General features: G+C 42.9%; 23 protein-coding genes and 5 pseudogenes. 13 read left to right on the top strand and 15 right to left on the bottom strand.

The window, feature by feature from the left end; genetic code table 11:
• Positions 1–44: 44 nt before the first annotated feature.
• The 3 genes and pseudogenes from ACYF68_RS03295 to ACYF68_RS03285 all read right to left on the bottom strand — a co-directional run bounded on the left by ACYF68_RS03295 (position 45) and on the right by ACYF68_RS03285 (position 2592).
• Positions 45–1481 carry an SLC13 family permease gene (locus ACYF68_RS03295; RefSeq protein WP_461045379.1) on the bottom strand — a complete coding sequence of 479 codons (1437 nt, stop codon included), beginning with the start codon at positions 1479–1481 and terminating at the stop codon, positions 45–47.
• An 18-nt stretch (positions 1482–1499) separates the two neighbouring features.
• Positions 1500–1841 carry an MFS transporter gene (locus tag ACYF68_RS03290; protein ID WP_461045378.1) on the bottom strand — a complete coding sequence of 114 codons (342 nt, stop codon included), beginning with the start codon at positions 1839–1841 and terminating at the stop codon, positions 1500–1502.
• Between the two features lie 2 nt (positions 1842–1843).
• A pseudogene (locus ACYF68_RS03285) lies at positions 1844–2592 on the bottom strand (MFS transporter).
• 279 nt (positions 2593–2871) lie between these two features.
• Between ACYF68_RS03285 and ACYF68_RS03280 the strand changes: the two are divergent.
• Positions 2872–3303, top strand: a complete 432-nt coding sequence (locus ACYF68_RS03280) for a pyridoxamine 5'-phosphate oxidase family protein (RefSeq protein WP_461045377.1) — start codon at positions 2872–2874, stop codon at positions 3301–3303.
• A 54-nt stretch (positions 3304–3357) separates the two neighbouring features.
• On the opposite strand, the gene ACYF68_RS03275 is transcribed toward ACYF68_RS03280, so the two are convergent.
• The 3 genes and pseudogenes from ACYF68_RS03275 to ACYF68_RS03265 form a co-directional block, all read right to left on the bottom strand.
• Positions 3358–3807, bottom strand: a complete 450-nt coding sequence (locus ACYF68_RS03275) for a hypothetical protein (RefSeq protein WP_461045376.1) — start codon at positions 3805–3807, stop codon at positions 3358–3360.
• A complete protein-coding gene (locus tag ACYF68_RS03270; RefSeq protein ID WP_461045375.1) occupies positions 3804–4610 on the bottom strand; it encodes a DUF3100 domain-containing protein in 807 nt (268 codons plus the stop codon). The genes ACYF68_RS03275 and ACYF68_RS03270 overlap by 4 nt, the downstream gene beginning before the upstream one ends.
• Before the next feature lie 121 nt (positions 4611–4731).
• Positions 4732–5792, bottom strand: a pseudogene (locus tag ACYF68_RS03265) (tartrate dehydrogenase).
• A gap of 281 nt (positions 5793–6073) precedes the next feature.
• On the opposite strand from ACYF68_RS03265, the pseudogene ACYF68_RS03260 reads away from it, so the two are divergent.
• Positions 6074–7540 (top strand): annotated as a pseudogene (locus tag ACYF68_RS03260) (carbon starvation CstA family protein).
• Positions 7540–8604: a branched-chain amino acid aminotransferase gene (locus ACYF68_RS03255; RefSeq protein WP_344700878.1), complete on the top strand. Its 1065-nt coding sequence runs from the start codon at positions 7540–7542 to the stop codon at positions 8602–8604. The pseudogene ACYF68_RS03260 and the gene ACYF68_RS03255 overlap by 1 nt, the downstream one beginning before the upstream one ends.
• A gap of 59 nt (positions 8605–8663) precedes the next feature.
• On the opposite strand, the gene ACYF68_RS03250 is transcribed toward ACYF68_RS03255, so the two are convergent.
• From ACYF68_RS03250 to ACYF68_RS03230, 5 genes are all read right to left on the bottom strand, one after another.
• Positions 8664–9410: a 2-keto-4-pentenoate hydratase gene (locus ACYF68_RS03250; protein WP_344700879.1), complete on the bottom strand. Its 747-nt coding sequence runs from the start codon at positions 9408–9410 to the stop codon at positions 8664–8666.
• 163 nt (positions 9411–9573) lie between these two features.
• Positions 9574–9909 (bottom strand): cupin domain-containing protein, encoded by a 336-nt coding sequence (locus ACYF68_RS03245; protein ID WP_344700880.1) that lies wholly within the window; start codon positions 9907–9909, stop codon positions 9574–9576.
• Positions 9910–9919: 10 nt separating this feature from the next.
• On the bottom strand, positions 9920–11203 hold the full coding sequence (locus tag ACYF68_RS03240; RefSeq protein ID WP_344700881.1) for a TRAP transporter large permease: 1284 nt from the start codon (positions 11201–11203) through the stop codon (positions 9920–9922).
• Positions 11200–11676, bottom strand: a complete 477-nt coding sequence (locus ACYF68_RS03235) for a TRAP transporter small permease (protein ID WP_344700882.1) — start codon at positions 11674–11676, stop codon at positions 11200–11202. Before ACYF68_RS03235 ends, ACYF68_RS03240 begins: the two co-directional genes overlap by 4 nt.
• A gap of 33 nt (positions 11677–11709) precedes the next feature.
• Positions 11710–12627, bottom strand: a complete 918-nt coding sequence (locus ACYF68_RS03230) for a DctP family TRAP transporter solute-binding subunit (protein WP_461045374.1) — start codon at positions 12625–12627, stop codon at positions 11710–11712.
• A 332-nt stretch (positions 12628–12959) separates the two neighbouring features.
• Here ACYF68_RS03230 and ACYF68_RS03225 point away from each other — a divergent pair, with 332 nt between their 5' ends.
• The 4 genes from ACYF68_RS03225 (at position 12960) to ACYF68_RS03210 (ending at position 16446) form a co-directional block, all read left to right on the top strand.
• Positions 12960–13994: an aminotransferase class I/II-fold pyridoxal phosphate-dependent enzyme gene (locus ACYF68_RS03225; protein WP_461045373.1), complete on the top strand. Its 1035-nt coding sequence runs from the start codon at positions 12960–12962 to the stop codon at positions 13992–13994.
• Positions 13995–14160: 166 nt separating this feature from the next.
• Positions 14161–14826: a GntR family transcriptional regulator gene (locus ACYF68_RS03220; protein WP_344700885.1), complete on the top strand. Its 666-nt coding sequence runs from the start codon at positions 14161–14163 to the stop codon at positions 14824–14826.
• Positions 14827–14851: 25 nt separating this feature from the next.
• On the top strand, positions 14852–15262 hold the full coding sequence (locus ACYF68_RS03215) for a hypothetical protein (RefSeq protein ID WP_461045372.1): 411 nt from the start codon (positions 14852–14854) through the stop codon (positions 15260–15262).
• Positions 15259–16446 carry a M20/M25/M40 family metallo-hydrolase gene (locus ACYF68_RS03210; RefSeq protein ID WP_461045371.1) on the top strand — a complete coding sequence of 396 codons (1188 nt, stop codon included), beginning with the start codon at positions 15259–15261 and terminating at the stop codon, positions 16444–16446. The genes ACYF68_RS03215 and ACYF68_RS03210 overlap by 4 nt, the downstream gene beginning before the upstream one ends.
• Before the next feature lie 61 nt (positions 16447–16507).
• Here the strand turns inward: ACYF68_RS03210 and ACYF68_RS03205 are convergent, their stop codons facing one another.
• Positions 16508–17419 (bottom strand): AEC family transporter, encoded by a 912-nt coding sequence (locus ACYF68_RS03205; RefSeq protein WP_344700887.1) that lies wholly within the window; start codon positions 17417–17419, stop codon positions 16508–16510.
• Between the two features lie 224 nt (positions 17420–17643).
• Here ACYF68_RS03205 and ACYF68_RS03200 point away from each other — a divergent pair, with 224 nt between their 5' ends.
• Complete coding sequence (locus ACYF68_RS03200; protein ID WP_461045370.1) at positions 17644–18162, top strand: RDD family protein; 519 nt, start codon at positions 17644–17646, stop codon at positions 18160–18162.
• A 275-nt stretch (positions 18163–18437) separates the two neighbouring features.
• Here the strand turns inward: ACYF68_RS03200 and ACYF68_RS03195 are convergent, their stop codons facing one another.
• Together ACYF68_RS03195 and ACYF68_RS03190 are read right to left on the bottom strand one after the other, a co-directional pair.
• Positions 18438–19397, bottom strand: coding sequence for an IS30 family transposase (locus ACYF68_RS03195; protein WP_271402077.1), 960 nt, complete (start codon positions 19395–19397; stop codon positions 18438–18440).
• A 298-nt stretch (positions 19398–19695) separates the two neighbouring features.
• Positions 19696–19833 carry a hypothetical protein gene (locus ACYF68_RS03190; protein ID WP_344700889.1) on the bottom strand — a complete coding sequence of 46 codons (138 nt, stop codon included), beginning with the start codon at positions 19831–19833 and terminating at the stop codon, positions 19696–19698.
• 618 nt (positions 19834–20451) lie between these two features.
• Between ACYF68_RS03190 and ACYF68_RS03185 the strand changes: the two genes are divergently transcribed.
• Together ACYF68_RS03185 and ACYF68_RS03180 are read left to right on the top strand one after the other, a co-directional pair.
• Entirely contained in the window at positions 20452–20943 is a 492-nt protein-coding gene (locus ACYF68_RS03185; RefSeq protein WP_344700890.1) for an AAA family ATPase, read from the top strand.
• Positions 20944–21063: 120 nt separating this feature from the next.
• A complete protein-coding gene (locus ACYF68_RS03180; protein WP_344700891.1) occupies positions 21064–21441 on the top strand; it encodes a DUF3021 family protein in 378 nt (125 codons plus the stop codon).
• Between the two features lie 195 nt (positions 21442–21636).
• Here the strand turns inward: ACYF68_RS03180 and ACYF68_RS03175 are convergent.
• Positions 21637–21855 (bottom strand): annotated as a pseudogene (locus tag ACYF68_RS03175) (recombinase family protein); the annotation flags it as partial.
• Positions 21856–22247: 392 nt separating this feature from the next.
• Between ACYF68_RS03175 and ACYF68_RS03170 the strand changes: the two are divergent.
• The 3 genes and pseudogenes from ACYF68_RS03170 (at position 22248) to ACYF68_RS03160 (ending at position 25084) form a co-directional block, all read left to right on the top strand.
• On the top strand, positions 22248–22625 hold the full coding sequence (locus ACYF68_RS03170; RefSeq protein WP_461045369.1) for a hypothetical protein: 378 nt from the start codon (positions 22248–22250) through the stop codon (positions 22623–22625).
• A gap of 180 nt (positions 22626–22805) precedes the next feature.
• Complete coding sequence (locus tag ACYF68_RS03165) at positions 22806–23048, top strand: hypothetical protein (protein WP_344700759.1); 243 nt, start codon at positions 22806–22808, stop codon at positions 23046–23048.
• Positions 23049–23757: 709 nt separating this feature from the next.
• A pseudogene (locus ACYF68_RS03160) lies at positions 23758–25084 on the top strand (IS3 family transposase).
• Positions 25085–25806 lie beyond the last annotated feature (722 nt).

The raw sequence follows: 25806 nt of genomic DNA, 5'->3' as shown, positions 1-25806 counted from the left end.
CAATATAAATAAGCCGCTTATCCTGATTGGCATAGGCGGCTTTTCTATGGCCACAATCCGAATAGGTTCCAAAATGTAAATGCTGTAGCCATCGTAGCCAGTGCACTGATGACTGTAATGGCAATGCCTGGTTTAATAAAATCTTTCTGACTGACGCGCCCCTCATTATAGATGATGACGTTCGGCATCGACTGGATGGCCAGGATAAATCCGAATAACAACGTGACGGCTGTAACAAATGTCATCATCAGCGGACCCAAACCGACTTCCGTCGAAATTGTAATGACGATCGGCACGAGAGTCACAACAGCGGTTGAAATGTTGGTGACCACCATATGATAAAGTTGGGAGATGATGATGACCGCCACCATGGCAAGCCACGGATTGGAAAAAATGCGTATCAAGGAATCCGTCAGCAGTATCTCCGATAAGACATCGAGCCCTCCCGATTCGGTCAATGCGTATCCAAGCGACAAAGATGCCCCAATCAAAAGGATCAGATCGAAATTGATGTCGACGACTTGCTTCCATGAAACAAAGCCGACCTTCGGCAAGGTGATCAGGACAACGGCAAGCATGGCGGGGACAACCGGGTGAAAGCCATGCACCGCCTCCAATGCCCACAACAGAACTGTCAGCCCCAACACAATGATGCATTTCCATTCATCTGATGAAAGGGGACCGAATTCCTTGTATGCGATTTCCATCTCCTTATACAACACCTCTGTATCCATATCTTCAGGCGGATAGAACCATAGAAGCACCAATGGAATCAAAATGGTCAACAGCACCCAAAGCGGCAACGCATAAAGGAACCACTGCAGATAGGTGATGCTGTAACCCGTATATGAATTGAGCAGCTCGACCGCTAAAATATTGCTCACTGCCCCAGTCAATACACCGACAGCACTAAGGTTCGTGGCAAAGGCGATGCCGACCATGATGAGACGGTTGTAGTTCGACTTGCCGTCCGCCCCCACCGTATCCACGACCTTTGTCGCAAGCGGCAACAATAAAGTCGCCCTGACACTGTTTGTAGGGATGAAGAAAGCCATGAATTGGATCAGTACGAAGATACCTATGAAGAGCCCTTTTAGGGAGCGGCCTAGACGATAGACCAATGCGTATGAAAGGCGCGGTATCAAAGATGTCCTCCCCACTCCCTGCACCAGCATGACCCCTGCTACCACAAGAAATACAGCGGGTGAGGAAATCCAGAAGAGCATGACATCGATCGAGACGGAATTGAGGACGACGAGGAGAACCATTATGATCATCGATGTCATTCCGAATGGAATCGGTTCGAACGCCCAGAGGATAAGTCCCAATAACAATATTGACAGAGCACTGCCGGCACTCCAACTAATGTCCGGGTCCATCCCTGTATAGATTAGGCCAGCGATAAGTGCTAAGCCTGCCGTCATCAGTATGAACCCTTTTCTTGTAACGCTTCCTGCTGAGCGTTTACGACTGTTACTCACTTGATCATCTCTTTTGCATCATGATTCAGTTCTTGTACCCCTTCTCTCATATCGACCATACACCAAGTAGTATACTACAGCTCCGGCCAGGACAAGCAAGGCCATCATGCTGTACAGGCCGTGGTAGCCAAACATCGGCACGAATCCGCCCAGTATGTAGGACCCTACCCCCAGGCCGAAATCCAGTGCAATGAAGTAAGTGGATGTCGCGAGACCAACATCCTTGGCATCCGCCACTTTAATGCAGAGTGCCTGTGTAATCGATTGGAGGTTTCCATAACCAAAACCAATCAGCACCCCGGATATCAACAGCATCATGCCGGATGTGGTCTGACCGAGCGCAAGGTATCCTATCGCCAACACTATAAAAGCCGGATAGGTGACGATGTTTGCCCAACCTGATCCATGATCCTTCCAGTCACAGGCCGGGTGACCAATATGATCAGTGCATAGACCAGGAAGAAGTAGCTTGAAGCGGAAACGAGGTTCTGCTCCTCCGCAAACAGTGCAATGAAGGATAGCACCGTGGAGTATGCCATGCAGATGAGCAGAACCACAAGGCCAATCGGCATCGCTTTCCTGTCGATCCACTGGAATTTGGGCTTAGGCTCTTTGGACAGGTCTATCGTCGTATTATCCGTCTTGATGAAGATTGTGAAGAGACTGGCGACGAGAACCAGTGTAAAGACGATGACGAAGAGCATCTGATAGGTGATATGCTGAAGCAGGAAGAAGGCCATGAAGGGCCCTAGGGCGGTCGCCATTACAAAGCTCAAACTGAAATAGCTGATGCCTTCCCCCTCCGGGATTTCGGCAAGGCGAGCGCCGCAATCGTCCCGACAGCAGTGGTCGCGACTCCATTGGCCAGACCGTTAAAGAAACGCACGAACAGCAGCAGGGTGAGGTTCCCGGCAACGAAATACAGACCGTATGTAATGATGAACATGACTGTACCGATGAACATGATTTTCCTCGCACCGATCAGACTAAGCTGATGGCCGGTCAATATTCGTCCGACCAGCGAACCAACAATGAAGATACCAGATACGAGACCTGCTGTACTGGTCGACACATTGAACTCTTCTACCGCGTAGCCGCTTATCGTCACCATAAGCAGGAACATCGCCAGCATGATGAAGAAATTGAAGATGAAGACTATGATGAAATCTTTGGTCCAAAGCTGTTCTTTACCCATTGAATCATTCCTTAATATGTAAATCTTTTTCACGATTGTCAGACAATCATACCATATTTTGCAGTGCATATATGAAGCGAATAAAAGCATATAAATTTTTTATACTCCCAATTGCGCATCAGCAACCAACCGTGATTATTATTTCCTGTAGATGGGTAGAAGGATGGAGAACGATTATTAATTGGAGGTTTATCCATGAATAAGACAGAATTCACCAATAAGCTGAAAGAAATACTCGATTCCAACAAAATCGGTACAATGGCCACAATACGTGAGGACAAACCTATGAGCCGTTATATGACTTTCTATAATGATGGTCTTACACTCTATACGTACACGACGAAAGACACCTACAAAATTGAGGATCTCGAAAAGAACCCTTATGCCCACATCCTTCTCGGCTACGAGGAGAGCACTGACAAGAGCAAGCGTTTTGTGGAAATTTTAGGTAAAGCGAAATTGCCTGAAGATGTTACACCTGATGTTGACGAGACACTCGCCAAAATTGGACAGACTTATCAGAAGTTAAAAGGCAATGACAATCTTCAAGCCATAGAAATTGAAATTGAGACCGCTAAAATAATGAATGATGACGAGACAGAAGCTGAAACAGTTGATCTGACCTAATTTATATCGTCTACTACAGAATGAAATCACGCACCTCGATGAGGTGCGTGATTTTTATATGATGCCCTGTATCCTCAGCACAACTTCTGCAATTAAAGCAGAGCCGAGAAATGTACCGATAAAAACCAAAATCGCGACTACAATAGACCTCCATCCCATTTTGGCGAAATCGGCCCAGTTGCGTCCTATCGAAATGCCTGCATAGGCGAGTATTGGAGTTGTGATGGCCAAGAGTTCAATATCGTTCGTCCAAGCGACCACCTGTTCAGACCCTGGAAACCCGGGGAGCGAAACGATGATGCCGATCAGGGCAATGTAGCCGACCGCCGGGATATTGACCGGGATATATTCTTCCATGACCATTCCTGACAATGCAATCAAGATCAGGACCAGGATGCCAAGAACCGCTCCCCATGAGTAGATATCATAGCCGATCATATTTCCAAGCAGAGTTATCCCTGCAAAAATCAATAATATTAAAGTCCAATCAATGATTTTCTTCATTCGCCCTGCCCTCCTGCTTTTTCGCGGTTCATAATAGAATAGATTTTATTGGCAAGGGGGAGTCCGATGAACATGCTGACGTATAGGCCAGTGGCAAGAGATATCAGATTGCTTGCTCCCGCCAAAGCGATGATCTGGTCTTCTAAAGCAGGGTACGCGGCAATCAATGTGCCACTGCCAGCCGCCATCATGCTGCCGCTACCGACGCCTGAAGCGAGCGCAAATGACAATGGGTGTATCGGCGTCACCGTTGCCAGCAAACCTGCAATCAACCCAAGGAATATGGCCCCAAATACCGTACCGAATATGTACATCGTCATGACCCCGCGCCCTTCAGGTGAATTGAATCCGTAGCGGTCCATAATGAGCCCCACATTCGGTTCTCTCCCAATCGAGTGGGTCATCCCCACGCTCTCCCGCTTCATGCCAAGCCATATTGCCACAGGCAGGGCGATTATAATGGTTCCGAGGTTACCGAACTCCTGAAGCAGCAAGGCAGGCCCGACTGCGATCAATTCTTTTGCCTGAGGACCGATGATAACCCCTATTTTAGCAATTAGCACCCCCACCCCCATGACGATCAGGGGTTCTGCATTGATGGATTGGACTTTCGAAACCACGGGGGTGAAATACAGCCCAAAACCGATGACCAGCGCATAGAGCATGGGCAGCAGCAGGATTGCTCCTGGGCCGACGGGGATGGATATCTGTCCAATTAATTCTGTAAACAAGACAATGGTGAGGACAACAGCGTGCAGCCGCCAATCCTTCAGTATCGATTTCAATTCTTTTCTGTCGTCCATATTTTCCCCTCCTCGGGTGCATAACGTATAAATCCGTTCTTCATTAATCAGAATAGTACCACAACTCTAGTGGTTCTACAATTTCAATTTAAAAAGGATGGCTGATATAACAGCCATCCTTTTAGACTTTCCTTTTCAACCTTTTGATTACCTCACCTGCTACTTCATCAGTTGTCGCATTTCCGCCTACGTCCGGTGTAAGAATTCCTTCTGCTGCGACACTTTCCAGCGTATCGAGCAGTACAGACCCCATCTCTTCCTCACCGTGGTGATCCAGCAGCATTTTGACCGTCCAGATCTGCCCTATGGGATTGGCGACACCTCGCCCGGCGATGTCGGCGCTGAACCATGGACGGGTTCGAACATCGAAGGAAACTTGCCGTTCAAATTCAAGTTAGCTGATGGTGCAATGCCGATGCTGCCCATTATTGCTGCGCCGATGTCCGTGAGGATATCTCCGAATAGATTACTGGCCACTATAATATCGTAGCGCTGTGGATGGGTAATGAGTGAAGCTGCCAGTGCATCGATATGCTGTTGGGATGTTGTAATGCCTTCATACCGGCCTGCTGTTTCATTGAACACTTCATCCCAAAAAGGCATGGCATGAAAGATGCCGTTCGATTTCGTCGCACTCGTTACATGACGGCCCCTCCCTGCAGAAAGCTTGAATGCATACTCCATAGCTTGTTTTGTGGCCCTTTTTGAAAAGACGTTGTTCTGAATCGCAATCTCCTCATCTCCCCGGTACATGCGCCCGCCTACAGAACTATACTCCCCCTCGCTGTTCTCACGCACGACGACCAGATCGAAACCACCCGGATCAGCTAATGGCGAATGGATGCCCTTAAATATCTTCGCTGGTCTGACGTTGATTGCCAGTTCGAATTCCTGCCGAATTTTCAAAAGTAATCCCCATAGAGAGATATGGTCCGGCACTTTGGAAGCATCGCCCACTGCACCAAGCAGGATACTATCCGACTCACCCAGAAGCTCCATCCCATCATCTGCCATCATTTTTCCATGCTTAAGATAATAGTCGCACCCACAATCGAAATGTTCATACTCGAAATTTAACCCACCATGAATTTCACCCACTACATCCAGTATCTCCAAAGCGTAGGGCATCACTTCATTCCCAATGCCGTCTCCTGGAATAACAGCTAATTTTATCTTCTTCATAATTTCCTCCTTCAATCATATTGCGTCCCCTTCATTAATCAGCTCATCGATATAGTTCAAAATAGGACTATCCTCTTCAGATTACATGAAAAATGCACGTAGTGGGTAGAATGCTTCTAAAAACCGGATACACCTCTAGTATTACTACACAATTCGGTTATATTTTTCTGTTGAATTCCTCTGCTAAAAAGAGAAGTCTAAATTATCTGAAAAAGTATTGCTATTCCCTCCGGAAACTGATAAGATGTAAACAATTTTCCAATAAAGGGAGGCATTCGATTATGTGGACACTTACTTTTTCAGTTCTTCTTCTAATACTCGGCTATATGGTGTATGGAAAGATTATTGAGAAGATATTTGTTATTGATGATACTAATGATACACCTGCTTATAAAAGCGCCGATGGTGTCGACTATATTCCAATGCATCCCATCAAAGGATGGCTCGTTCAGCTCCTCAATATAGCGGGGCTTGGTCCCGTCTTTGGGGCAGTCGCCGGCGCATTGTATGGGCCCGTTGCATTGATCTGGATCGTCGCAGGCTGTATATTCGCCGGGGCGGTCCATGATTACTTTTCAGGTATGCTGAGCATCCGCCACAATGGCTCACAATTCCCTGCACTTGTAGAACGGTACCTGGGTAAAGGGATTAAAATCTTCATTTATGTCGTCTCATTGGCGCTAATGATCCTCGTTGCAGCCGCATTTACAGCAGGACCAGCAGAGTTGATCTCACTCAAGACTGGAGGCGCAATTCCATTCTTCGTAGCGCTGGTGATTATTTTCGCTTACTTCCTTACTGCCACGATTCTACCGATAAATAAAATAATAGGAAGCATTTATCCCATTTTTGGTGCCATCTTGATTATCATGGCAGCTGCAGTATTTGGCGGATTATTGTTCTCAGGGGCACAGGTACCAAACCTGACATTTGAAACAGCCCATCCGGAATCATTACCCGTTTGGCCGCTTCTGATGGTCACCATATCCTGCGGTGCAATCTCAGGATTCCATTCAACCCAGAAGCCCGATCATCGCGCGCACGGTCAGAAAAGAATCTGAAGGGCGTAAAGTCTTTTCGGTGCTATGATTGCAGAAGGCATCATCGCACTCATCTGGGCTACGGCCGGCATGACTTTCTTCGGTGGGGCTGAGGGGCTCGGCGCTGCGCTGGCCAATGGTGGTCCTGCTGGCGTCATCGACTCGATTTCAATCGGCTACCTCGGTACGTCGGGTGCTATCCTTGCATTCCTTGGTGCAGTCATCCTGCCGATCACAACCGGCGATACTGCACTCCGTTCTTCACGCATGATGCTGACCGAGGCGATTGGACAATTCGTGAAGTTTGAAGGTAAGATGAAGTTGTTCCTGATGACTGCCCTGGTCGCGGTCCCTGCATTCATGCTCGCTACAATCGACTACTCCTTCCTGTGGAGGTACCTTGGTTTCACGAACCAGACTGTCGCAGCTACGATGCTGTGGGTGGCCACCGCTTACTTGATTAAAGAAGGAAAATTCCATTTCATTGCTGGCATCCCTGCATTGTTCATGACAGGCGTGGTGGGGACCTATTTCTTCTACGCCCCGGAAACGCTTGGTATGAATTATGAAATATCACTTATCCTCGGATTGATACCGGTAATTGCTACTGGAGGTCTCTACGTAAGAGCGATCTATAGACAGAAGTTTAAAAACACTGCACAACCCACAACACCACTTACTGCTCAACAATTAAGGGAGGAATTATAATGACACAGACACTGCAAATCGAACGGGCCAACAACCTTAAGGACAAACCGGATGTATCGACGGTGAAATTCGGTACAGTATTCACGGATTACATGTTCACGAACAAATATACCCCTGAGTATGGATGGTCAGAACCTTCCATACTCCCTTATCAGAATCTGCAGCTTTCACCTAGCTGTCAGGCACTCCACTATGGCCAATCGGTATTTGAAGGGTTGAAAGCCTACAAAAATGGAGAGGATGTACTGCTCTTTCGGCCGGATGAGAATTTCAGCCGGATGAATAAATCGCTCTCCCGTCTGTCGATGCCGGAAATCAACGAAGAAAATGCGCTCAATGCCCTTTACGAATTGATCAAGCTAGAGCGTGATTGGGTGCCCGATGGTCCCGGCCAGTCGCTTTATATCCGCCCATTTGTCTTTGCGGATGAGCCGTATCTTGGTGTCCGACCATCGGAGACATATCAGTTCAACATCATCCTGTCCCCGGTCGCCGGCTACTATGGCGCCCAACTCAGCCCAACCAGCATCTATGTCGAAGATGACTTTGTTCGTGCTGTGCGCGGCGGTGTCGGCTTCGCTAAAGCAAGTGGAAACTATGCAGGAAGCCTGCTTGCCCAGAAGAAGGCTAATGAACTTGGGTATGAGCAGGTTCTATGGCTTGATGGTGTCGAGCAGAAATATATTGAAGAGGTCGGCAGCATGAATATCTTCTTCATCCGTGACGGCGAATTGATCACTCCAAAACTTAATGGCTCCATCCTCCCTGGCATCACCCGGAAATCCATCATCCAATTGGCGGAATATAAAGGGTACACAGTCAAGGAAGAAGCCATCCATATCGATACGCTTGCAGAAGACTTGGAGAGTGGCAGAATCACAGAAGTCTTTGGCGCAGGTACGGCAGTCGTCGTTTCCCCAGTAGGCAAGCTGAACATCCATGGCGTCGACTACATCGTCAACGATAACCAGGTTGGCCCGGCGGCCCAAGAGCTGTATGATGACTTGACGGATATCCAATATGGACGAATTGAAGACCCTTTCGGCTGGGTCGTAAAACTATAAATGACAAAAGGCATCTTGTGGACTGACCACAGGATGCCTTTTGTTTGGTTATATAATCATCACACAGTGACTTCGAAAATCATTTTCCCTATATTTTCATATTCCACTTCGTAATGCCCATGCTTAAGTGGCACCGGCAGATTGAAAGTGCCGGAAGACACGAACATCCCGGGCACAAGCTTCTTACCCCTACCAGCAAGAGACTCCGCCAGCCACTTTACTGATTTGGCCGGATGACCGAACACTTCAGTGGAATACCCCTCCTTCAGGATCTCCCCATCGCGCCGAAGGACACCTTTGATGTCATCAAGATCACCGTAGCCATAACGGGCTGGTGCTCCATATATCACTGCACCGTTCACCGCGCCGTCCGCAATGATCTCAGTTAAGCTGGTGTTCGGGAACCAATCCTTATAACGTCCATCCGGCACCTCTGCACCCGGGGCCACCCGGCATTTCTTCATTATCTCTTCGGCGGAGTCTGACGGAAAGATTTCTTCATCGATCAGAAACACCAGTTCCATCTCGAGCAATGGTATATTATAATCCTTCAAACTGATCCCCCTCCGCACGGTTACATCAGTCATTGCTCCGTAGAGCGGCGTCTCGCTGCCGAACAGATCACGGGTCTCCTGACTCGTCAGGCTGATTTTATATCCCATGAGGATTTCCCCGTTCTCCTCCTTCATCTTCAACACTTCATCCTGGATACTGTAAGCTTCCTCCCTGGATTCAATTTCAAGCGTTCCAAGCTCCAATGGTTCATTCGTCGCGTAAGCCGTATAAAGCTGTTCCACAGTCGACATGGATACCCTCCTATTATTTTTTTAATATTCAGAATCAACTTGCCTATAGATAAAACCTGTCGAGTCAGTGACTCCCATGTCATGAAGTCACACCCAGAATATCTAAAAATGGCAGGCTGCATGATGTCACTGCGCCTGCCGTACATCTATTCAATTTTAGCCTTTAGAAGACAACAGCCAGAAAAATCAGCGGCGCTTTCCCTATATTGACTATACCATGGGACTCGCCTTTTACAATCAGGCAAAGGTCTCCAGGCCATGCCTTCCTCACCGATTGATCTGAATCCATAAATTCTGCCTCTCCGGATAAAATATAGTAGCCTTCCGAGTCGTCAGTATGCTCATGATACCCGATGTTTGCACCAACCTCTACTGTAACTTTTGCGAAAAGGTCCAAGCCATCGACTGTGCCAGGCTGCAATATCTTTTCAATAATTACACTGCCGGTTCCACTATGAAGATTGTCAAAATGTGTGACTTCACTTGGTTTCAAAATCATTTAATCTCTCCTATTTGAACAGTCCTGGAAGGAATGTTGATAACGGTGGGAAGAATATTATGATCAGGACCATAACGCCGACGATCGCCAATACATGAAGAATATATGGCAATGTCTCTTCTATACCCATCCGCCTGTCTGTAATGCTGCACCCAGCGATTAACGACAAACCAACAGGCGGAGTGATGTTTGCCAGAGCGAAATTCATGATCAATACCATCCCGAAATGGACTGGATCGATTCCGTATTGTGTCGCTATCGGCATGAATATTGGGCTCAAAAGCACAATTAGGGATGTTACCTCTGTAAGAGTACCTAGTATCAGCAGAATTATCGAGACTATAATCAGGAACATCCACGGCGATGTAGCATAATCCAGGAAGAAATTCGAGATCATAATCGGTATCTGGTTGGCTGTCAATACATATGTAAATGCATTGGCTGCAGAAATTATAATGAGGATAGTTGCAGAAGTAACTGCAGAAGACACCATTATTTCCTTATATGTCCTGAAGTTAAGTTCCCTGTATACAAGTGCAAGGATAAAGCCATACGCAACGGCAATGACAGCTGCCTCAGTAGCTGTTGCAAAACCACTGAAAATACTACCAAGGATAAATATTGGAGTCAGCAGAGGGAAAAATGCACGCCATGCTATTACCCAGAACTCTTTCCCCTTAGGAGTTTCTGCAGGAATTTCTCCATATCCTTTTTTCTTCGCAATCACCGCCACATATACTGATAGAGCAACAGTCAGTATGATGCCTGGAATGAGACCGGCGATAAACAGATCACCGATTGAAATATTAGCTGTAATACCGAGTATCACCATTGTGATGCTCGGTGGTATGATAAGCCCTAATACTCCAGCTGGTCCAATTATGCTGGCGATAAATGAATTGCTGTATTTCTCTTCCTGCAAGCGGGGTACAAGCACTGACCCGACAGCATATGTTGTCGCAACTGTTGAACCAGATACGGCCCCAAACAAAGCAGTAGTAACGACCGTAGTGATTGCTGTACCTCCGGTGAAACGTCCGACCACAGCACTGGATAATGCCATGAGTCTTTTCGTCAAACCACCCTTACCCATTATGTTTCCGGCCAAAATGAATAGAGGCAGTGCCAAATATGAAAAACTGTCCACACCGGCAAACATGCGTTGGATGACTATTTCGAGTGAAACGCCACTCAACATCAACATGGCAATGGACACCAACCCTATGACATAGGCGATTGGCATACCTATAAAGAGAAGAGCAAAAAAGATGAGCAGTATGAGAATAATCATCATGGTATCATCTCCTCCTCTTCTTCAGTAGGCGAGCCGGTCAGGTTCATTGCTATGAAGTAGAGTGAGAATAATCCACTGACCGGAATCGCCAAGTACGAGATTCCGACTGGAAGCTGCAAAGTCGATGATGTTTGTGACATTGCACTCATGGATAATTTAAATCCATAAAAAGTCAGTACTGCATAAAATACTATTATTAAAGCGTTGACCAGGATATAAAAAATCTTACGATGCTTGGTCTTGAATTTATTGACAAAATAATTTACTGCCAGATGCATCTTTTCATAGATGGCCAGGCTGCTGCCAAGAAAAGTCAACCATACAATGAATAGCCTGGATAATTCTTCGGTGCCCGGCAGGGAATAATCGAAGAATCTGGTGACGACCTGCAACAAAACGATGAACGTCAGTAATGTGATGGTTATAATGCACATCCACGTCAACAACTTTACTAGTATTTTCGTAAATCCCATTTTTATTTACGCCCCTTTAAAGATTGATGGATTTTACTTTTCCCATCCAGATGCTTCTCTATATACATCCATCAGCTCTTTGCCAAATACCTCTTCCTCCCATTTATCATAAACTGGAAGCATAGCTTCCCGGAAAGCTTCAGTATTCACATCATCATTGATCTGCATGCCGTTTTCTTCCAATTCCGCCAGATAATCTTCTTCCATACTGTCGTTCATTTCAGTGACTTCTTCGGATATCTTAGACGTTTCTTCCTTTATAAGCTTCTGATCTTCTTCAGAAATCTGATCCCAAGTGTCCGTTTCGACCATCATCATCACTGTATTGTAGAAGTGGCCCGTCAATGACAGATAGTCCTGGACTTCATAAAATTTAGCTGCATTTATAACAGACAATGGATTTTCCTGTGCATCAAGCGCCCCCTGCTGAAGCGCACCATAGACTTCACTGAATGCCATAACTGTAGGCAGAGCACCTACCTCTTCAAAAGCATCGACTCTAAGTGCTGTTTCGGCAACGCGGATATTGACGCCTTCTAGATCTTCTGGATCGACAATCGGTTTCTCATTGTTCGTTATATGCCTTTTGCCCCATTCGAGATAACCGATTTGGGTGAGACCCTGCTCAGAAGCGATGTCCGCCAGTTTTTCACCGAACTCGCCTTTGTAGGCTTCGCGTGCATGTTCTACGTCTTTCCACATATATGGAAGGTCCTCGATTGCCATCTTCATATCCAGCGTCTGCATCGACCCGACCATAATTGCGCCAGCCTGCATCGACCCTACTTGAATCTGCTCTAACATTTCTGTTTCAGAGCCTAGCTGACTGTCCGGGTAGATGTCGAATACGACCCGACCATCGGTTTCCTCCTCTACAGTTTCTGCCATTTCATCAATTTTGTCTGCAGCAGGCGTCCCGGGTGACAAGGCATGACCTAACTGTAATGTCACAGACTCGTCACTACCTCCACTAGCTGATGACTCTTCTCCGCTTCCTCCACACGCTGTCAATATAAAAACCAAACTTAAAGTAGCCACAATACCCGATAACTTTTTCATCATTCCATCCCCTTTATAATGATAACGTTTTCAATGAGTTGTATACTGTATACAAAAAGATTACAGCAGTTTAAAAAAGTTGTCAACGACTATTGCGAAAAGTGTGATAATTTAAGGTTAAGCGCTTTCTTATATTATTTATTTTTTTCGATAAAAGTTGCTTTTACTAATATATGCCAATATAATCGATATTGTATACTGTATACAATACAGGAGGTGCAAGAATGACCAGAGTGATAAACGATATTGCGAAAACCTTAGAAATACCTGGAATAAGAGTGTTTGCCAACAAAGTAAGCAGCTATAGCGACGGCATAAACCTGACAATAGGACAACCAGATTTTCCTACTCCAGAAAACATTAGGTCAGCAGCCATTGAAGCAATAAGGAAAGGTAAAACTGGATATTCACATAACGCAGGTTTGATGAAACTCAGGGAGAGCATCTCAAGCTTTTTCGCTGATACTTACGGCTTCCACTATGATTCTGCTGAAGAGATTGTGGTGACCAACGGTGCAAGTGAAGCCATCGATTCAGTTCTTCGTACCATCATCCGTAAAGGAGATGAAATCATAATCCCTTCACCTTCCTACTCAGGATACGAACCGCTCATCCGTTTAAATGGAGGTGTACCCGTCTATATCGACGTTTCAGACTCGAATTTTAAAGTCACTCCTGAAAAACTGATCGAAGCGATTACAGATAAGACTAAAGCCATCATTTTCAACTATCCTTCGAACCCAACCGGAATATCATTATCACAGCAGGAAACCGCAGCATTAGTCGACATAATAATGGATAAGGATTTTTTCATCATTTCAGATGAGATATACAGTGAGAATACGTTCAGCGGCGAACACACATCATTTGGTTCATTTCGGGAAATCCGGGACAGGCTATTTCTGATACACGGATTATCAAAATCGCATGCCATGACAGGATGGCGCCTCGGTTACGTGCTCGGCCCTGCAGATCTGATCCGATATGTTCTTCGTGTCCACCTCAACAATTCGATTTGTGCATCCCTGCCAAGTCAATATGCTGCGATAGAAGCTTTAGACCATACACGGTCTTTCCCACAAGAAATGAATGAAACCTATAAGGCACGCAGAGATTTTATATATGACAGGCTCTCAACCATGGGCCTCAAATGCAATATCCCCACCGGCGCCTTCTATATTTTCCCTAATGTTTCACACACAGGACTGGATGATCTGAGTTTGCCACGAGGCTTCTCGAAGAAGAGCATGTTGCTGTAGTCCCGGCTCAACCTTCTCGAATGAGGGAGCAGGATTCATCAGAGTTTCCTACGCTAATTCCATGGCCAATCTGGAAGAAGGGATGGAGCGCATGGAACGCTTCATGGCCACACTTTAAAGGATAATCGTCCTCTAGCAGCACATTAGATATGAAAGGATACTTGATATGAAAAAAATCCCCAAAAGCTCCCGCCTCTCCGACCAAGCTTTTGAAATATTGAAAGAATCGATACTCACCGGTGAATTGAGGGCCGGAGATCCTTTACCAGAAGAAAAGTATTCAAAACAACTCGGCATCAGCCGTACACCTTTTCGCGATACTTTGATGCGCCTTGCTTCAGAGGGGTTGATTATACAGAAGACGGGGGCGCCTGCTGTCGTTGCCGATTTCACTAAAGAGATGTCCCTTGAATATATGGAATTACGCAATCTCTTGGAAGTTTATAACATTGAAAAGACGATAATGAAAATCGACTCTGATATGACCAATAACCTGAAAGAGAACCTGGAACTGCAGAAGCAGGCAATAGATAACAACAGATATGCTGAGTTCATGAGACTTGATAAAGAATTCCACCTCTCGCTCGTGTCAGTCACCACCAACACGGAAATAAGGAAACTCCTTCAAAAAATCAATGATGACCTAAGCAGATCATTTCTGATCCTTTCCAAGACGGTGCCTGAAAGCGCAGAAGAGGCTTATAAAGAACACATAGAAATATTGAAGGCCATCGAGCTACAGGATACTGTACTAGCAAAAAATAAAATGCTTATCCACTTAAGTAATGTAGAAAAAAGATTTTTAAACTATTACAACGAAAATGAAAACTAGAACAACCAGATTTAGGAGGAAAATTATGCTTTGGCAATCACCTGAACAAATAGAAGATCTCCTGTGCCGCCTAGTCTCTTGGGAGAGCCGGTCGGGCACACAAGGGGAAATAGAATTCCCTTTTAATTTAAAGAAAGAATTATCCCGGCTGGAATATTATATGACGAACCCGGGCTTTATCACCTTGCATGATGCCGGTAAGGGGCGCAATGCCTTGAGTGCCCTGTATAAGAACTCGGATGCCCAGAAAACGATTGTGCTGATCAGTCATTTCGACACCGTCCATACAAAGGAGTTCGGTTCAAATAGCCAACTTGCATTTGTACCGGAAAAACTCATTAAGCACTTCAAGGAAAGAATCAGCGATTTTCCTGAAGATATACAGAATGACATCCAATCCGATGAATATCTGTTCGGTCGGGCGCCATGGATATGAAAGCAGGTCTGGCACTGCATATCCATCTGATTGAAAAGGCGATAGAAGAAGAATGGCCGATAAACCTTCTGCTCGTGACGGTGCCTGATGAAGAAGTGGATTCCGCAGGCATGCGCGCTGCAATCGAAAGATTGGATGGCATCCGTATTGAAAATGATCTCGATTTTTCACTGTTCCTGAACAGTGAGCCTAGCTTCACCCAATATCCCGATGACCCAAATTATTATTTCTACTCTGGATCCATCGGCAAAATAATGCCTTCCGCCCTTTTCTACGGCGTCGAAACGCATGTCGGCGAACCACTCAGGGGCTTGAATGCACACTATATGGCCTCATTCATGAGTCAGAAGATGGAATTCAGCGACGCTTTTTCTGAAGAGGAGTACGGTGAAAAGACACCTCTTCCGATTACACTTAAATATTATGATCTGAAAGAGGAGTACTCTGCCCAAACATCGAATCATGTGGCGACTCTCTATAATGTATTCACCATGAAACAGAATGCTGCCGATATATTCAACACCTACCATAACCTTGTTGAAGAAACCATGGATGAATGCCAAAAGCACTATGAAAGCCTATGCAACAGAGAAGGTGTCCATCCTGTGGGCACCATCAGAACCCTGTCGTATAAAGCGCTCCATGACTATATGGCTGATAAATATGGGTCAGAGAAGGTTGAGTCGATCATCTCCGAATATGTGGACCGCAGCGATCTCGACGATCGTGAAAAATCCCTTCATATCGCCAACAGGATGGTCACATACTGCAAGGAACTCGCGCCACTCGCCGTGACGCTCTTTGCACCGCCTTTCTACCCGGCAGTCAATGCCTCTGAAGAACCGTTGGTCAGAAGCCTCGCGTCACTGACGAATGAATTTTTGACGGAAAATCATGGTATTGAGCCAAAAGAAATCCACTACTTCAACGGCATATCGGACTTAAGCTATGTAACATACGATAATTATGATGACAGTTGGGAATCGTACAAATCCAACACACCGGTATGGGGAAGGACCTACAGCATTCCATTCGAAGAAATGCAGAAACTGCAGGCCCCCTTCATCAATATAGGACCGTTCGGCAAAGACCCGCACAAGCTGACTGAACGGCTACACCGGAAAAATGCCTTTGAAATCACTCCAAAATTGCTGGAAAAAGTGATAGAACATTGTATGCGCTAGATGAATTCAATAAGGGGAGGACAATCAGCAAAAACTCTGATTGTCCCCCCTTATTCTTATTTTATATGCCAATCAGATATAGACATATTGGTATCGTGATAAGGCTGATCAACGTAGTGACTAATGTAGAAAAGGAGACAAGATTGGGTTTTACATTGAATTGAACCGCAAGCATCGTCGAATTGGCAGCCACCGGCATCGCGTTGAGGATGACGAATACCATCTTCATCGTATCATCGACAGGCATAAACAGGACCAGTACAGCTGCCACTAAAGGTGCAATAATCATCCTGACAACCGTTACCGCTGTGATATTCTTCATTTTGAATTTTTCTTTGGTAATCTGGGCCAGCTGCATGCCCAGTATGAGCATTACTACGGGGATCGCAGCATCCCCTGTCATTTCTGACATCTCCATGAGTTTATCATCAACTGTAACGTCAAACACCTGAAGCAGTATGCCAGCCAAGGCGCCATAAATGACTGGAATCTTAAATACGTTCACAATCGCTTCTCGTACAGTTATCAAAGCCCCGGTTCCGAAAGAAGCGATGAATATCCCAATGGTACTGATTAGGAAACCATGTAGTACCATCAGCACTATGGCATAGTCGAACGCCGTTGCGCCGATTGCGAACAATACAACAGGCGAACCATAGTTCCCGCTATTTGGAAAAAGATTACCCAGCAGCATCGCCGACATCTCCTCCCTATCAGCTTTCAGGAAGTAGCCGATTATAATCGTCACCCCACCTAGAATAGCTGTAATGATGAGGGTGAAGGTAAACAAGTGAAAATAGTCCATTGTGATTTCATTAGTATAGAATGTGTTGAATGTCAGAATCGGCAGTAATATGTAAAGTGATAAGGCAGATACGGATTTTATATCCATCTTCAATATCTTTTGGGCGATATACCCTGCTCCAAATATCAAAAAGACCGGCAGTACAATCATCAGCAGTTGCATTTCCATATATCTTCCTTTCTTTTCAGCTCAAGCCGCTACGAGGGCTTCCCGTAGTTGGAATCTTAAAGATCTATACATCGGATTCGTACGCACCATTAATATTTTATAGTATTCATAAAATTGAAATAGATTTATCTTTATATGTAGACTACCATAAAGGTCAAGGAAGCAGATAGAATCTATCGGCATATATCATTTAAGTAAAAGTTAGTGAAAAGGAGGGCACTTCTATGTCTTACTCGCCATTTAAAAGACGTATATACGCATTCTTTTTAGATTACGTTGTTATCGTTGTATATGGAATATTTGTTGTAGGCACCATTTCGTTCATATTCCGTCCATATATTGAACCACTATTCTCTAACTCGCCGGTAACAGCTGAACTTACAGGCTTTTTTATGATAACATTGCCAGTTTCACTCTACTTCATTTTGTGTGAATGTTCTAAATGGCAAGGGACATTAGGAAAAAAGAAATTGGGCATCCGCGTTGTTGACGCTTTCGGCCACCGCATTGGTGTTGGCCGTTCTGCTTTGCGAACGTTGGTCAAGTTTCTTCCTTGGGAGATTGCGCACTTTGGTGTATGGCGATTAATGCTTCCTTCTAACCTTACTGAAATGACGGTTTATATAATCCTAAACGCTGTAAATCTTGCAATATTAACATATCTAATAATTTCTTTCACAAATAAAAAAAGGAAGAATGTTTATGATTGGATAGCAGGTACTGAGGTGATCAATCGAAGTTAGACGTGGTTAATCCTTCAAGCAAATTGATGAAGGTAAGGAATGACTCAGCTGAGCTCATTTTATATTATCTTTACTCATTTTATTGAATAAAAGTAGTATTGAAAGGAAGAATATTATATGTGGATGTTCGTATTAGCTCTAATTATTTCTTTAAGCATCGCCTTTGGGCTTTTTGATGATAAGAATAAGAAAAAATGATACGTCCATGTCATTTTAACGGAATGAAAAAATAGTGAAAATAAAATTTTTTCTAAAAGGAATTAAGATTTCGTTTGTCAAAATAAGCTAGACAGTTCCTTATCACCCATGTAACTCAAAAACACTTCCAACGGCGTACGATAGTTCAATGATTTTCTCGGTATATGGTTTCTTCTTGCAGCGACCGATGAGATAAAAGCTTGGTCGACTGTGTTGAAATCCATATCTTTACGCAGTCCATCCCTTCTGAGCAGACCATTGGAATGTTCATTCAGCCCGCGTTGTGACGGTGTGCCCGGATCGGCGAAGTAGATGGCCAGGTCATTTCGATTGCTCATCGACTGCCAGTTGGAGAATTCTTTACCGCAGTCAAAAGTGATGGACTTGAACAGGTTTCTCGGCACCCAGTGACACCACGTATTGATGGCAGTTTCGATATCTTTGGCCGTCCGACCTTCAGGTTTCAATGTGATGATGACTTTCGATAGCCGTTCAACCAGCGTGATGACGGCGCTTTTATGTCGCACACCGACAATAGTGTCGCCCTCCAGATGGCCGAATTCTTTATTGAACGCTGGATAGTCGTCCAACCTTTCGGAAATGTTGCGCCGGAACGTCTGTCGCCCCCGGCGTTCCTTATGACCGTTGGGTTTTCTTTTGCCTTTCATTGGCAATGTGGACACATCAAAGTCCTTACGCTTGAACATGCGGTACAATGTGCGGCTGGAACACTGTATCTTACGGTCACGCCGGCCGGCAATCACATCCGGTGTCCAGCCCTGAGCCACTTTTCCTGTCACATATGCGTGTTGGTCCGCTGGCAGTCTTGTCCGTTTCCGGCCGCAGCGCTGCTTGTTTGCCTTGTAGCGCTGGTAGTAGTCCAATGCGCTGTGGCCGGCTCTGAAAAAAGCCACAACATTATGGACCGTCTGTCGGGCCCGGCAGACCCGTTTCGAGATTTTTGAAACAGGGGTGTTCTGATGAAAGTAGGATTCTATGATTACCAGTTCATCCGTGCTAAGATGGGTGTAGGTCATTCGTGATCACTCCTATGTTTTCTTTGGTTGGAAATACATTTTGAGTGTATCACGAGTGGCTCTTTCTATGTGTCTAGCTTAATTTTACAATCGACGAGATATAAAAATCATGCAGACAGATTTTTACATTCAATCGGTTCGAGTTTAAAGATACTCTAAAATAACAGGCTCTGATAGGACTATTAGATCTATCTTCAAAATATTTATATTATTTTCTGATAGTACACACTCCAATCAGAGATCAGACAGATAGTATCAAGATAAGAAGAACTCGATTTTTCTAACGAAAAATTTTCGTTTAAAAAACTATAACAAACAACAAAATAATACTAAGAATTAAAAAGACCAAAGCTAAAACTCCAAAAGGAATCCCAAAAAATTTATCCAAAAAAGACCAAACAAAGTCTCCATCTTTATTTTTAGACTTGTCTTCCATACCTTCTCCTCCTTTTTTTCAGAATATCATAATATTTATTCCAATTTCCTTTTGGTGTGAACCAACGGCAACCCTAAAAACCCAAAAGCTGTCGATAGGCATTTTTGATACCTCACGGTATCCGCCTATCGGCTTTTCAGTTTATTCAGGGTTGCTTTTCCTTCCGCAATATTTTCTCAGCATAAAATGTACTGCATACCGCCAAATAATTACCCCATTAGAAACAATATTTTTTTAGAGTTGCAGTATTAAAATGAGAATGAATACTATTATCTCAATTCCTAAAATTCCCTTAAGAAAAATATTGGCTGGCGAATCTTTAGCGTTATTCCTATTTGAATTAAACAATGATGAATTACTTACAAATAACAGAAGCATCGTTAAAAATAATATGGTTAACAAAATACTTAGATAACCCAACTAATCTCCTCACTTTGTTTAAGATGAATATATATCTTCCTGATTTATTTGAACTTTCACTATACTAGATTACTATTGATAGTATACTAATAAAGAAAAATAATTTAAAAATAGATTATTTCTCATTGCCCAATTTAACATTGTTGTACCTCAAAGATAAGTTAGACATAAAACACTGCTAATGATAAGGAGGATCCTATGTCCATCGTTATTTTGATCAGAGGCAATTCTGGTAGCGGCAAAACTGTTGTAGCCAATAAATTACATAATATTTTAGGCAGTGGCACTCTTTTAATCTCACAAGATATTGTGAGACGAGAAATGCTTAAAGTTAAAGATAGACCAAATAATTTAGCGATTGGGTTAATCGATAATATATTGAGTTATGGTATTTCTAATTGTGATTATGTAATTCTAGAAGGGATTTTGGCTGAAAACAAATATGGTTCTATGTTGAGACAGTCATTGAGCAAAGTTGAAAAAACATTTGCTTATTATTACGATTTACCTTTTGAAGAAACACTTTTAAGGCATAATTCAAAACCCTTCACTGATTTTGGAGCAAAAGAGATGCAGTCTTGGTTTACTGCTAAAGATTTTATTGGTTTGGAAAATGAAAAGGCTATAAAAAGGGATGTTACCGAGGAGAAAATGATTGAAATTATACTTGAAGATTTAAATTCGAATTAAAGGAATTTCATTTCTTCTTAATGACAAGAATAATTTGATGATGTTTGTCTACGTATCCTGCACGCTGTTTGTCACATTATAAATTAAATCCAAATTATGGTTGATCAAGGGGTGTGGATTATGATGCTTATTAAAAAGGGTCTTTTAAGGGGTGGCATTCCTTTTATAATTATGGAAGCTTTTGCTTCAGCACTTTACCTACAAGGTAAACTAGCGGAATCTAATGACCTTTTCTTTGGGGGTCTTGTACTATTGATTCTAGGCGCAACGACAGTGATTTATAATATAGATCAATGGAGTTTAACGAAACAAAGTGCCGTTCACTTCTCCATTATGTTGGGCACGCTTTTTCCAGTTCTATTATTAAGCGGCTGGTATCCAGTCACATCTTTACAGGATATTCTTCTGGTATTTATGATTTTCATTTCGTCTGGTTTAATAATCTGGATGATAATGTTCATACTGGCTAAAGTTTTTAAGCATCAAGGTTCTATTTAGGTCGATCAATTGGAATTAATCGATCTAAACCGTTCGCTGGTGATGATTGATCACATTATATATGGTCCCCTTTGAGACCCCTGCCAGTTTCATAATCTCTTTAATAGAGAGCTGCTTGCTCTGATAAAGGGATCCAATCATTACCGCTTTCTCTTGCGTAATCCGGGGCATCTGCCGATCGGGCCCGTGAGCGGGTTGCCTCGTGGTCCGAACCAACCAATCCAATCCCGTAACGCCCAGGGTGTCCTCTGTCCGCAAGTAATCCAAACAGATATCCAATTCGGTTCTGTTAGTTTTACGACCTCCTACCTTCTCAGAGAGTATTCGGTAATATCCAGCAGATTTCAGTATATCAATTTGGCTATTCAAGTTCTGATTGCGGGTACTGACCCGCGCATAACCTACTTTAGTCATATTTTGACTCCTTTCTAATCCGTTTTATTACATGAAACAGGTATTATCCCCTATCACTCTTACTAAATCTGATCTCACAGTGCATGGCATCGTTCAAAAACCCATGTACTTTTGAATAATATATACATTGATTATTATACATGTTTTTGGACTCAATCTATATGAATAAAGGACGATTTGACGTATGGTAAAATCGTCCAATTAACGGTTATTAATTGGACGATAATGGAAAGATATTTAGACAGATTATTTTGACAAAAGAGAATATACGAAATTATTTAATTTTAGGGAATTTTTGGTACAGTGGTGAAGACATTTCATATTTATGGTTTTAGACTATATTTTTAATGTTTAATCTTAGATATTAAATTAATTGAAGAGGAGAATGTGTTTTGAAGAAAGTCTTTTTAACTTTTATGACTGCAATTTTATTGTGTAGTGGTGTAAGCAGTGTTAGTGCTCAAGCCTCAGACAAAAAAGTTGATGAAAATAGTGACTTTGAGGAAACTCAAGAAGTATTAGAAAAATACATAACAAGTACTGAAGACGGAGAAGTTGTATTTGATGTAAATCAAGCTAAAGAGGACGGTCAAAGTGAATTTATCATTGGATCTGGTGAAATAATAAACCAATTGAATCAAGAATATAGCCAAGAAGAAGTAACTACTATGGCGATTCCACTTCCTATTTGGGGAACTGGTGCGGACCTGGTTATGGAGGGGGAGAAACTCAAGATTTACTTGATGCTGCATGTAAGCAACATGATTTAGATTATGCAAAATATGGTTATTTTGATTGCGATAGTGATTTAAGGTTAACAGCTAGAATAGCTGTAGATCGTAGTAAAATGGGGTTCATAGAAAAACAATATGCTAGTGCAGTAGCTGCCTATTTTGTAACTCAAACTAAATATAATAATTGTTATTAAAAAGTAAAAAAGGAGGGGAATATTGCAAAATAAGTTTAAAGTATTTTCTTTGATTTGCTTTGTATTATGTATTGTAATTTGGGTTCCAAATGTGATTTTTCAAGTCCCTAGCCCATTTTGGATTTTAACTTTTATCATTGCTCCTTTTGGATTAGTTTTTGCACTTTTAGCTAAAAATTATTGGTTAGTTTTTGGTAATTTTGTAATGTTCTTTAGTTTCTTTATTCTTATGGCTCTTGGGTATTATATAAACTCAAAATTATAAAATTATTTATATAGATAGAACTACTTTCTATGTAATCATAATATTTTAGAGCGCCTTAAGCCGCTCTTTTTGCGTTGAGCAAAAACTGGTTTTAGTCGACTGCAAGTCCACACTCTTTAATGACTTATAAAATAAATCTAGGATGTTATAGCTTTATTCGGATGTACATAAATAAGTACATTGATATATAAGATAATATATACTCTAGCTTTATGCCGAGAAAACTTTTTGATGCGTGACAGGCCTTAAAATACACTGAGAGCGCAAGCGAAGTGGTAGCGACAGCTATCAACTTCCGCTTGGTAGAGCTCTTAGGATTTTTAAGGGCGCAACGCATCACACTCAAAAAGGAAATTGGAATAAATCAGTAATTAGAATGTATTTTTGTGTTTTTGAAATATGGAAATATATATTATAATTAGTGTCAATGCTGGTGCCAAGGGAAGAAAATATAGTCCTAGTGTGTAATAGATTGTTGGAATCAAAATAAAAATAATACTAAGAAAAGTTGATATGGTGGATGTTTTTTGTAATCCATAAACCAATAATAATATGCCTGTTATTGTTAATATTAAAAATGAAATATTGAGAAGTGAACTATAACCCGAATAATGGACAGTTAATAAAAAACGTCCATTATTCGGGTTTTTCTGTGCCCACTCAATGATCTTGTTTATAATGAAACAAAGTATTGGAACGGAGGCATCTTATGGCACGGCATTTTTCAGCATTTGAAATAAAGCAGTTGGAAACGAATCCAAACATTCTCAGAGTCTCAGAGCGTTCGATCACCTATCATCCGGAATTCAAGAAGGTGGCTGTCCAAACCTATCTTTCAGGGGGACACCGACCCGGATATTCATTGACCATGGATTTGACCTGGCTATTATTGGAAAAGAACAACCGGGCCGGTCCCTCAGACGGTGGCGAAAAACATATGAAAAGTATGGTGAAGTCGGGCTGGAAAATGATTTCCGGGGCAGAGGGGCTACAGGACGGCCATCCGACACGGCGCGCTCAGCAGCAGAAAAATTAAAGCGGGCAGAAGCACGGATTAAATATTTAGAGGCAGAAAATGAATTCCTAAAAAAGCTCGAAACACGCGAAAGGCAGGCGAAGCATCAGAGACGAGACTAAAACCGTCTGAAGTATATGAACTGATTGAACAGCTCCATCGCAAGCATCCACTTAAAAATATGGTGTCCCACCTATGCAAGCTCTCGGGCGTCAGCCGAAGTGGCTATTACGCGTGGTTAAAAGGAGAGCCAGACAGGCAAATGCGAATGGAAAATGACGATAAGGATGCGGCATTGATTGAAAAGATCTTTGATGCGGAAAAAGGAAAGGTCGGTGCACTACAAATCAAAATGTTTTTGGAGAATGATTACGGCATCATCATGAACCACAAAAAGATCCGGCGATTGATGAAAAAATATCATTTAGCCGCAACAATCAGACAGGCCAAACCGTACAGGCATATGTTGAAAGCGACGAAGGCTCACAGCACATGCAAGAACTTGTTGAGCCGGGTATTCGATCAAAATGAACCGGGCAAAGTGTACCTGACCGACATCACTTATATTTACTATGGAAACGGCCAAAAAGCATATCTCTCCTGCGTCAAAGACAGTACAACGAAAGAAATCATCACCTATGTCGTCTCACGATCCCTAAAGATGGATATCGTCTATAGCACCCTTAAACAGCTGAATGAAACCGTAGAGTTGTTTCATCCGGAAGCAATGATACATTCCGACCAGGGCGTGCATTATACCCACCCCGAGTTCCAGAACAGAGTCAAACAGCTGGGCCTCCGCCAATCCATGTCCCGTCGGGGAAACTGTTGGGATAATGCCCCCATGGAATCATTCTTTGGTCACTTTAAAGACATGGTGGACCATAAAGCCTGCCCGTCCTTTGAAGCATTGAAGCATGCGGTTGGAAATTATATCAATAAGTATAATAATGAAAGATACCAATGGGGGTTAAAAAGAATGACCCCGGTACAATACCGAGGTCATCTACTCGCAGCATAACGCTTTTTTTAAACTGTCTAAATTATGGGTTACAGTTCAAAGCATAGTGGACCCTCCTTTTTTTAATATCTACACTAATTAAAGCAGTGCAAGGTCCTGCACTTTCTCCCTGCAAAGCTTTGCACTTTCATTTTGTCATACATATGAGAGCTTTTAAAAAATTTGTTTTTCCACTATTTCTGTAATTCTTTATGTTATTACCATTAAATTAACATTCATCATTAGTAAAATTATTTTCTTTTATCGTTCGCAAAAGTACACATTAGCGAACGCCTTGTATATTGGTCTGAACGTATAGTAATGTGCGTTCGTAAACATATAAAAATTGAATGTGAACGTTCTCATTTTTTCATATACTTTTACGAACGGTTTATAGTAGAATGCAGACAGATAGCAGATAAAAGGACTCATATAGGCTTATTTGAACTTCTGCGTGTGATGATCCATTAACTGCTTATGTAAGTAAGATAAGCGAACACTCATTATTAAACCCAATAAAACACTTGATTAAACAGTTTTAATATCCTATAAGGGGGTACATACTTAATACAACATGATAAATAGCATTGTCCTTTTATTGTGACAGATACAACCCTTTTAAAACCCGCTTTATCCTCTCCAACATCAGGGATAAAGTAGAATGGCTTAATCGGACTTCAGCGAGTCTAGATTAAGCCATTCTTTTTAATTTTTCTTTCCTGCAAATCAACGGCCTTTGATAA

This window comes from Salinicoccus sp. CNSTN-B1 (genome assembly GCF_054792835.1).
The sequence above is the reverse complement of the archived record's forward strand: the minus strand, read 5'-3'. Positions and strand labels throughout refer to the sequence as shown.

Excerpts from the sequence above, each read along its gene's own strand:
- ACYF68_RS03280 (WP_461045377.1), top strand. The coding sequence starts at position 2,872 with ATGAATAAGACAGAATTCACCAATAAGCTGAAAGAAATACTCGATTCC.
- ACYF68_RS03275 (WP_461045376.1), bottom strand. The coding sequence starts at position 3,807 with ATGAAGAAAATCATTGATTGGACTTTAATATTATTGATTTTTGCAGGG.
- ACYF68_RS03270 (WP_461045375.1), bottom strand. The coding sequence starts at position 4,610 with ATGGACGACAGAAAAGAATTGAAATCGATACTGAAGGATTGGCGGCTG.
- ACYF68_RS03255 (WP_344700878.1), top strand. The coding sequence starts at position 7,540 with ATGACACAGACACTGCAAATCGAACGGGCCAACAACCTTAAGGACAAA.
- ACYF68_RS03250 (WP_344700879.1), bottom strand. The coding sequence starts at position 9,410 with ATGTCGACTGTGGAACAGCTTTATACGGCTTACGCGACGAATGAACCA.
- ACYF68_RS03245 (WP_344700880.1), bottom strand. The coding sequence starts at position 9,909 with ATGATTTTGAAACCAAGTGAAGTCACACATTTTGACAATCTTCATAGT.
- ACYF68_RS03240 (WP_344700881.1), bottom strand. The coding sequence starts at position 11,203 with ATGATGATTATTCTCATACTGCTCATCTTTTTTGCTCTTCTCTTTATA.
- ACYF68_RS03235 (WP_344700882.1), bottom strand. The coding sequence starts at position 11,676 with ATGGGATTTACGAAAATACTAGTAAAGTTGTTGACGTGGATGTGCATT.
- ACYF68_RS03225 (WP_461045373.1), top strand. The coding sequence starts at position 12,960 with ATGACCAGAGTGATAAACGATATTGCGAAAACCTTAGAAATACCTGGA.
- ACYF68_RS03220 (WP_344700885.1), top strand. The coding sequence starts at position 14,161 with ATGAAAAAAATCCCCAAAAGCTCCCGCCTCTCCGACCAAGCTTTTGAA.
- ACYF68_RS03215 (WP_461045372.1), top strand. The coding sequence starts at position 14,852 with ATGCTTTGGCAATCACCTGAACAAATAGAAGATCTCCTGTGCCGCCTA.
- ACYF68_RS03210 (WP_461045371.1), top strand. The coding sequence starts at position 15,259 with ATGAAAGCAGGTCTGGCACTGCATATCCATCTGATTGAAAAGGCGATA.
- ACYF68_RS03205 (WP_344700887.1), bottom strand. The coding sequence starts at position 17,419 with ATGGAAATGCAACTGCTGATGATTGTACTGCCGGTCTTTTTGATATTT.
- ACYF68_RS03200 (WP_461045370.1), top strand. The coding sequence starts at position 17,644 with ATGTCTTACTCGCCATTTAAAAGACGTATATACGCATTCTTTTTAGAT.
- ACYF68_RS03195 (WP_271402077.1), bottom strand. The coding sequence starts at position 19,397 with ATGACCTACACCCATCTTAGCACGGATGAACTGGTAATCATAGAATCC.
- ACYF68_RS03190 (WP_344700889.1), bottom strand. The coding sequence starts at position 19,833 with ATGGAAGACAAGTCTAAAAATAAAGATGGAGACTTTGTTTGGTCTTTT.
- ACYF68_RS03185 (WP_344700890.1), top strand. The coding sequence starts at position 20,452 with ATGTCCATCGTTATTTTGATCAGAGGCAATTCTGGTAGCGGCAAAACT.
- ACYF68_RS03180 (WP_344700891.1), top strand. The coding sequence starts at position 21,064 with ATGATGCTTATTAAAAAGGGTCTTTTAAGGGGTGGCATTCCTTTTATA.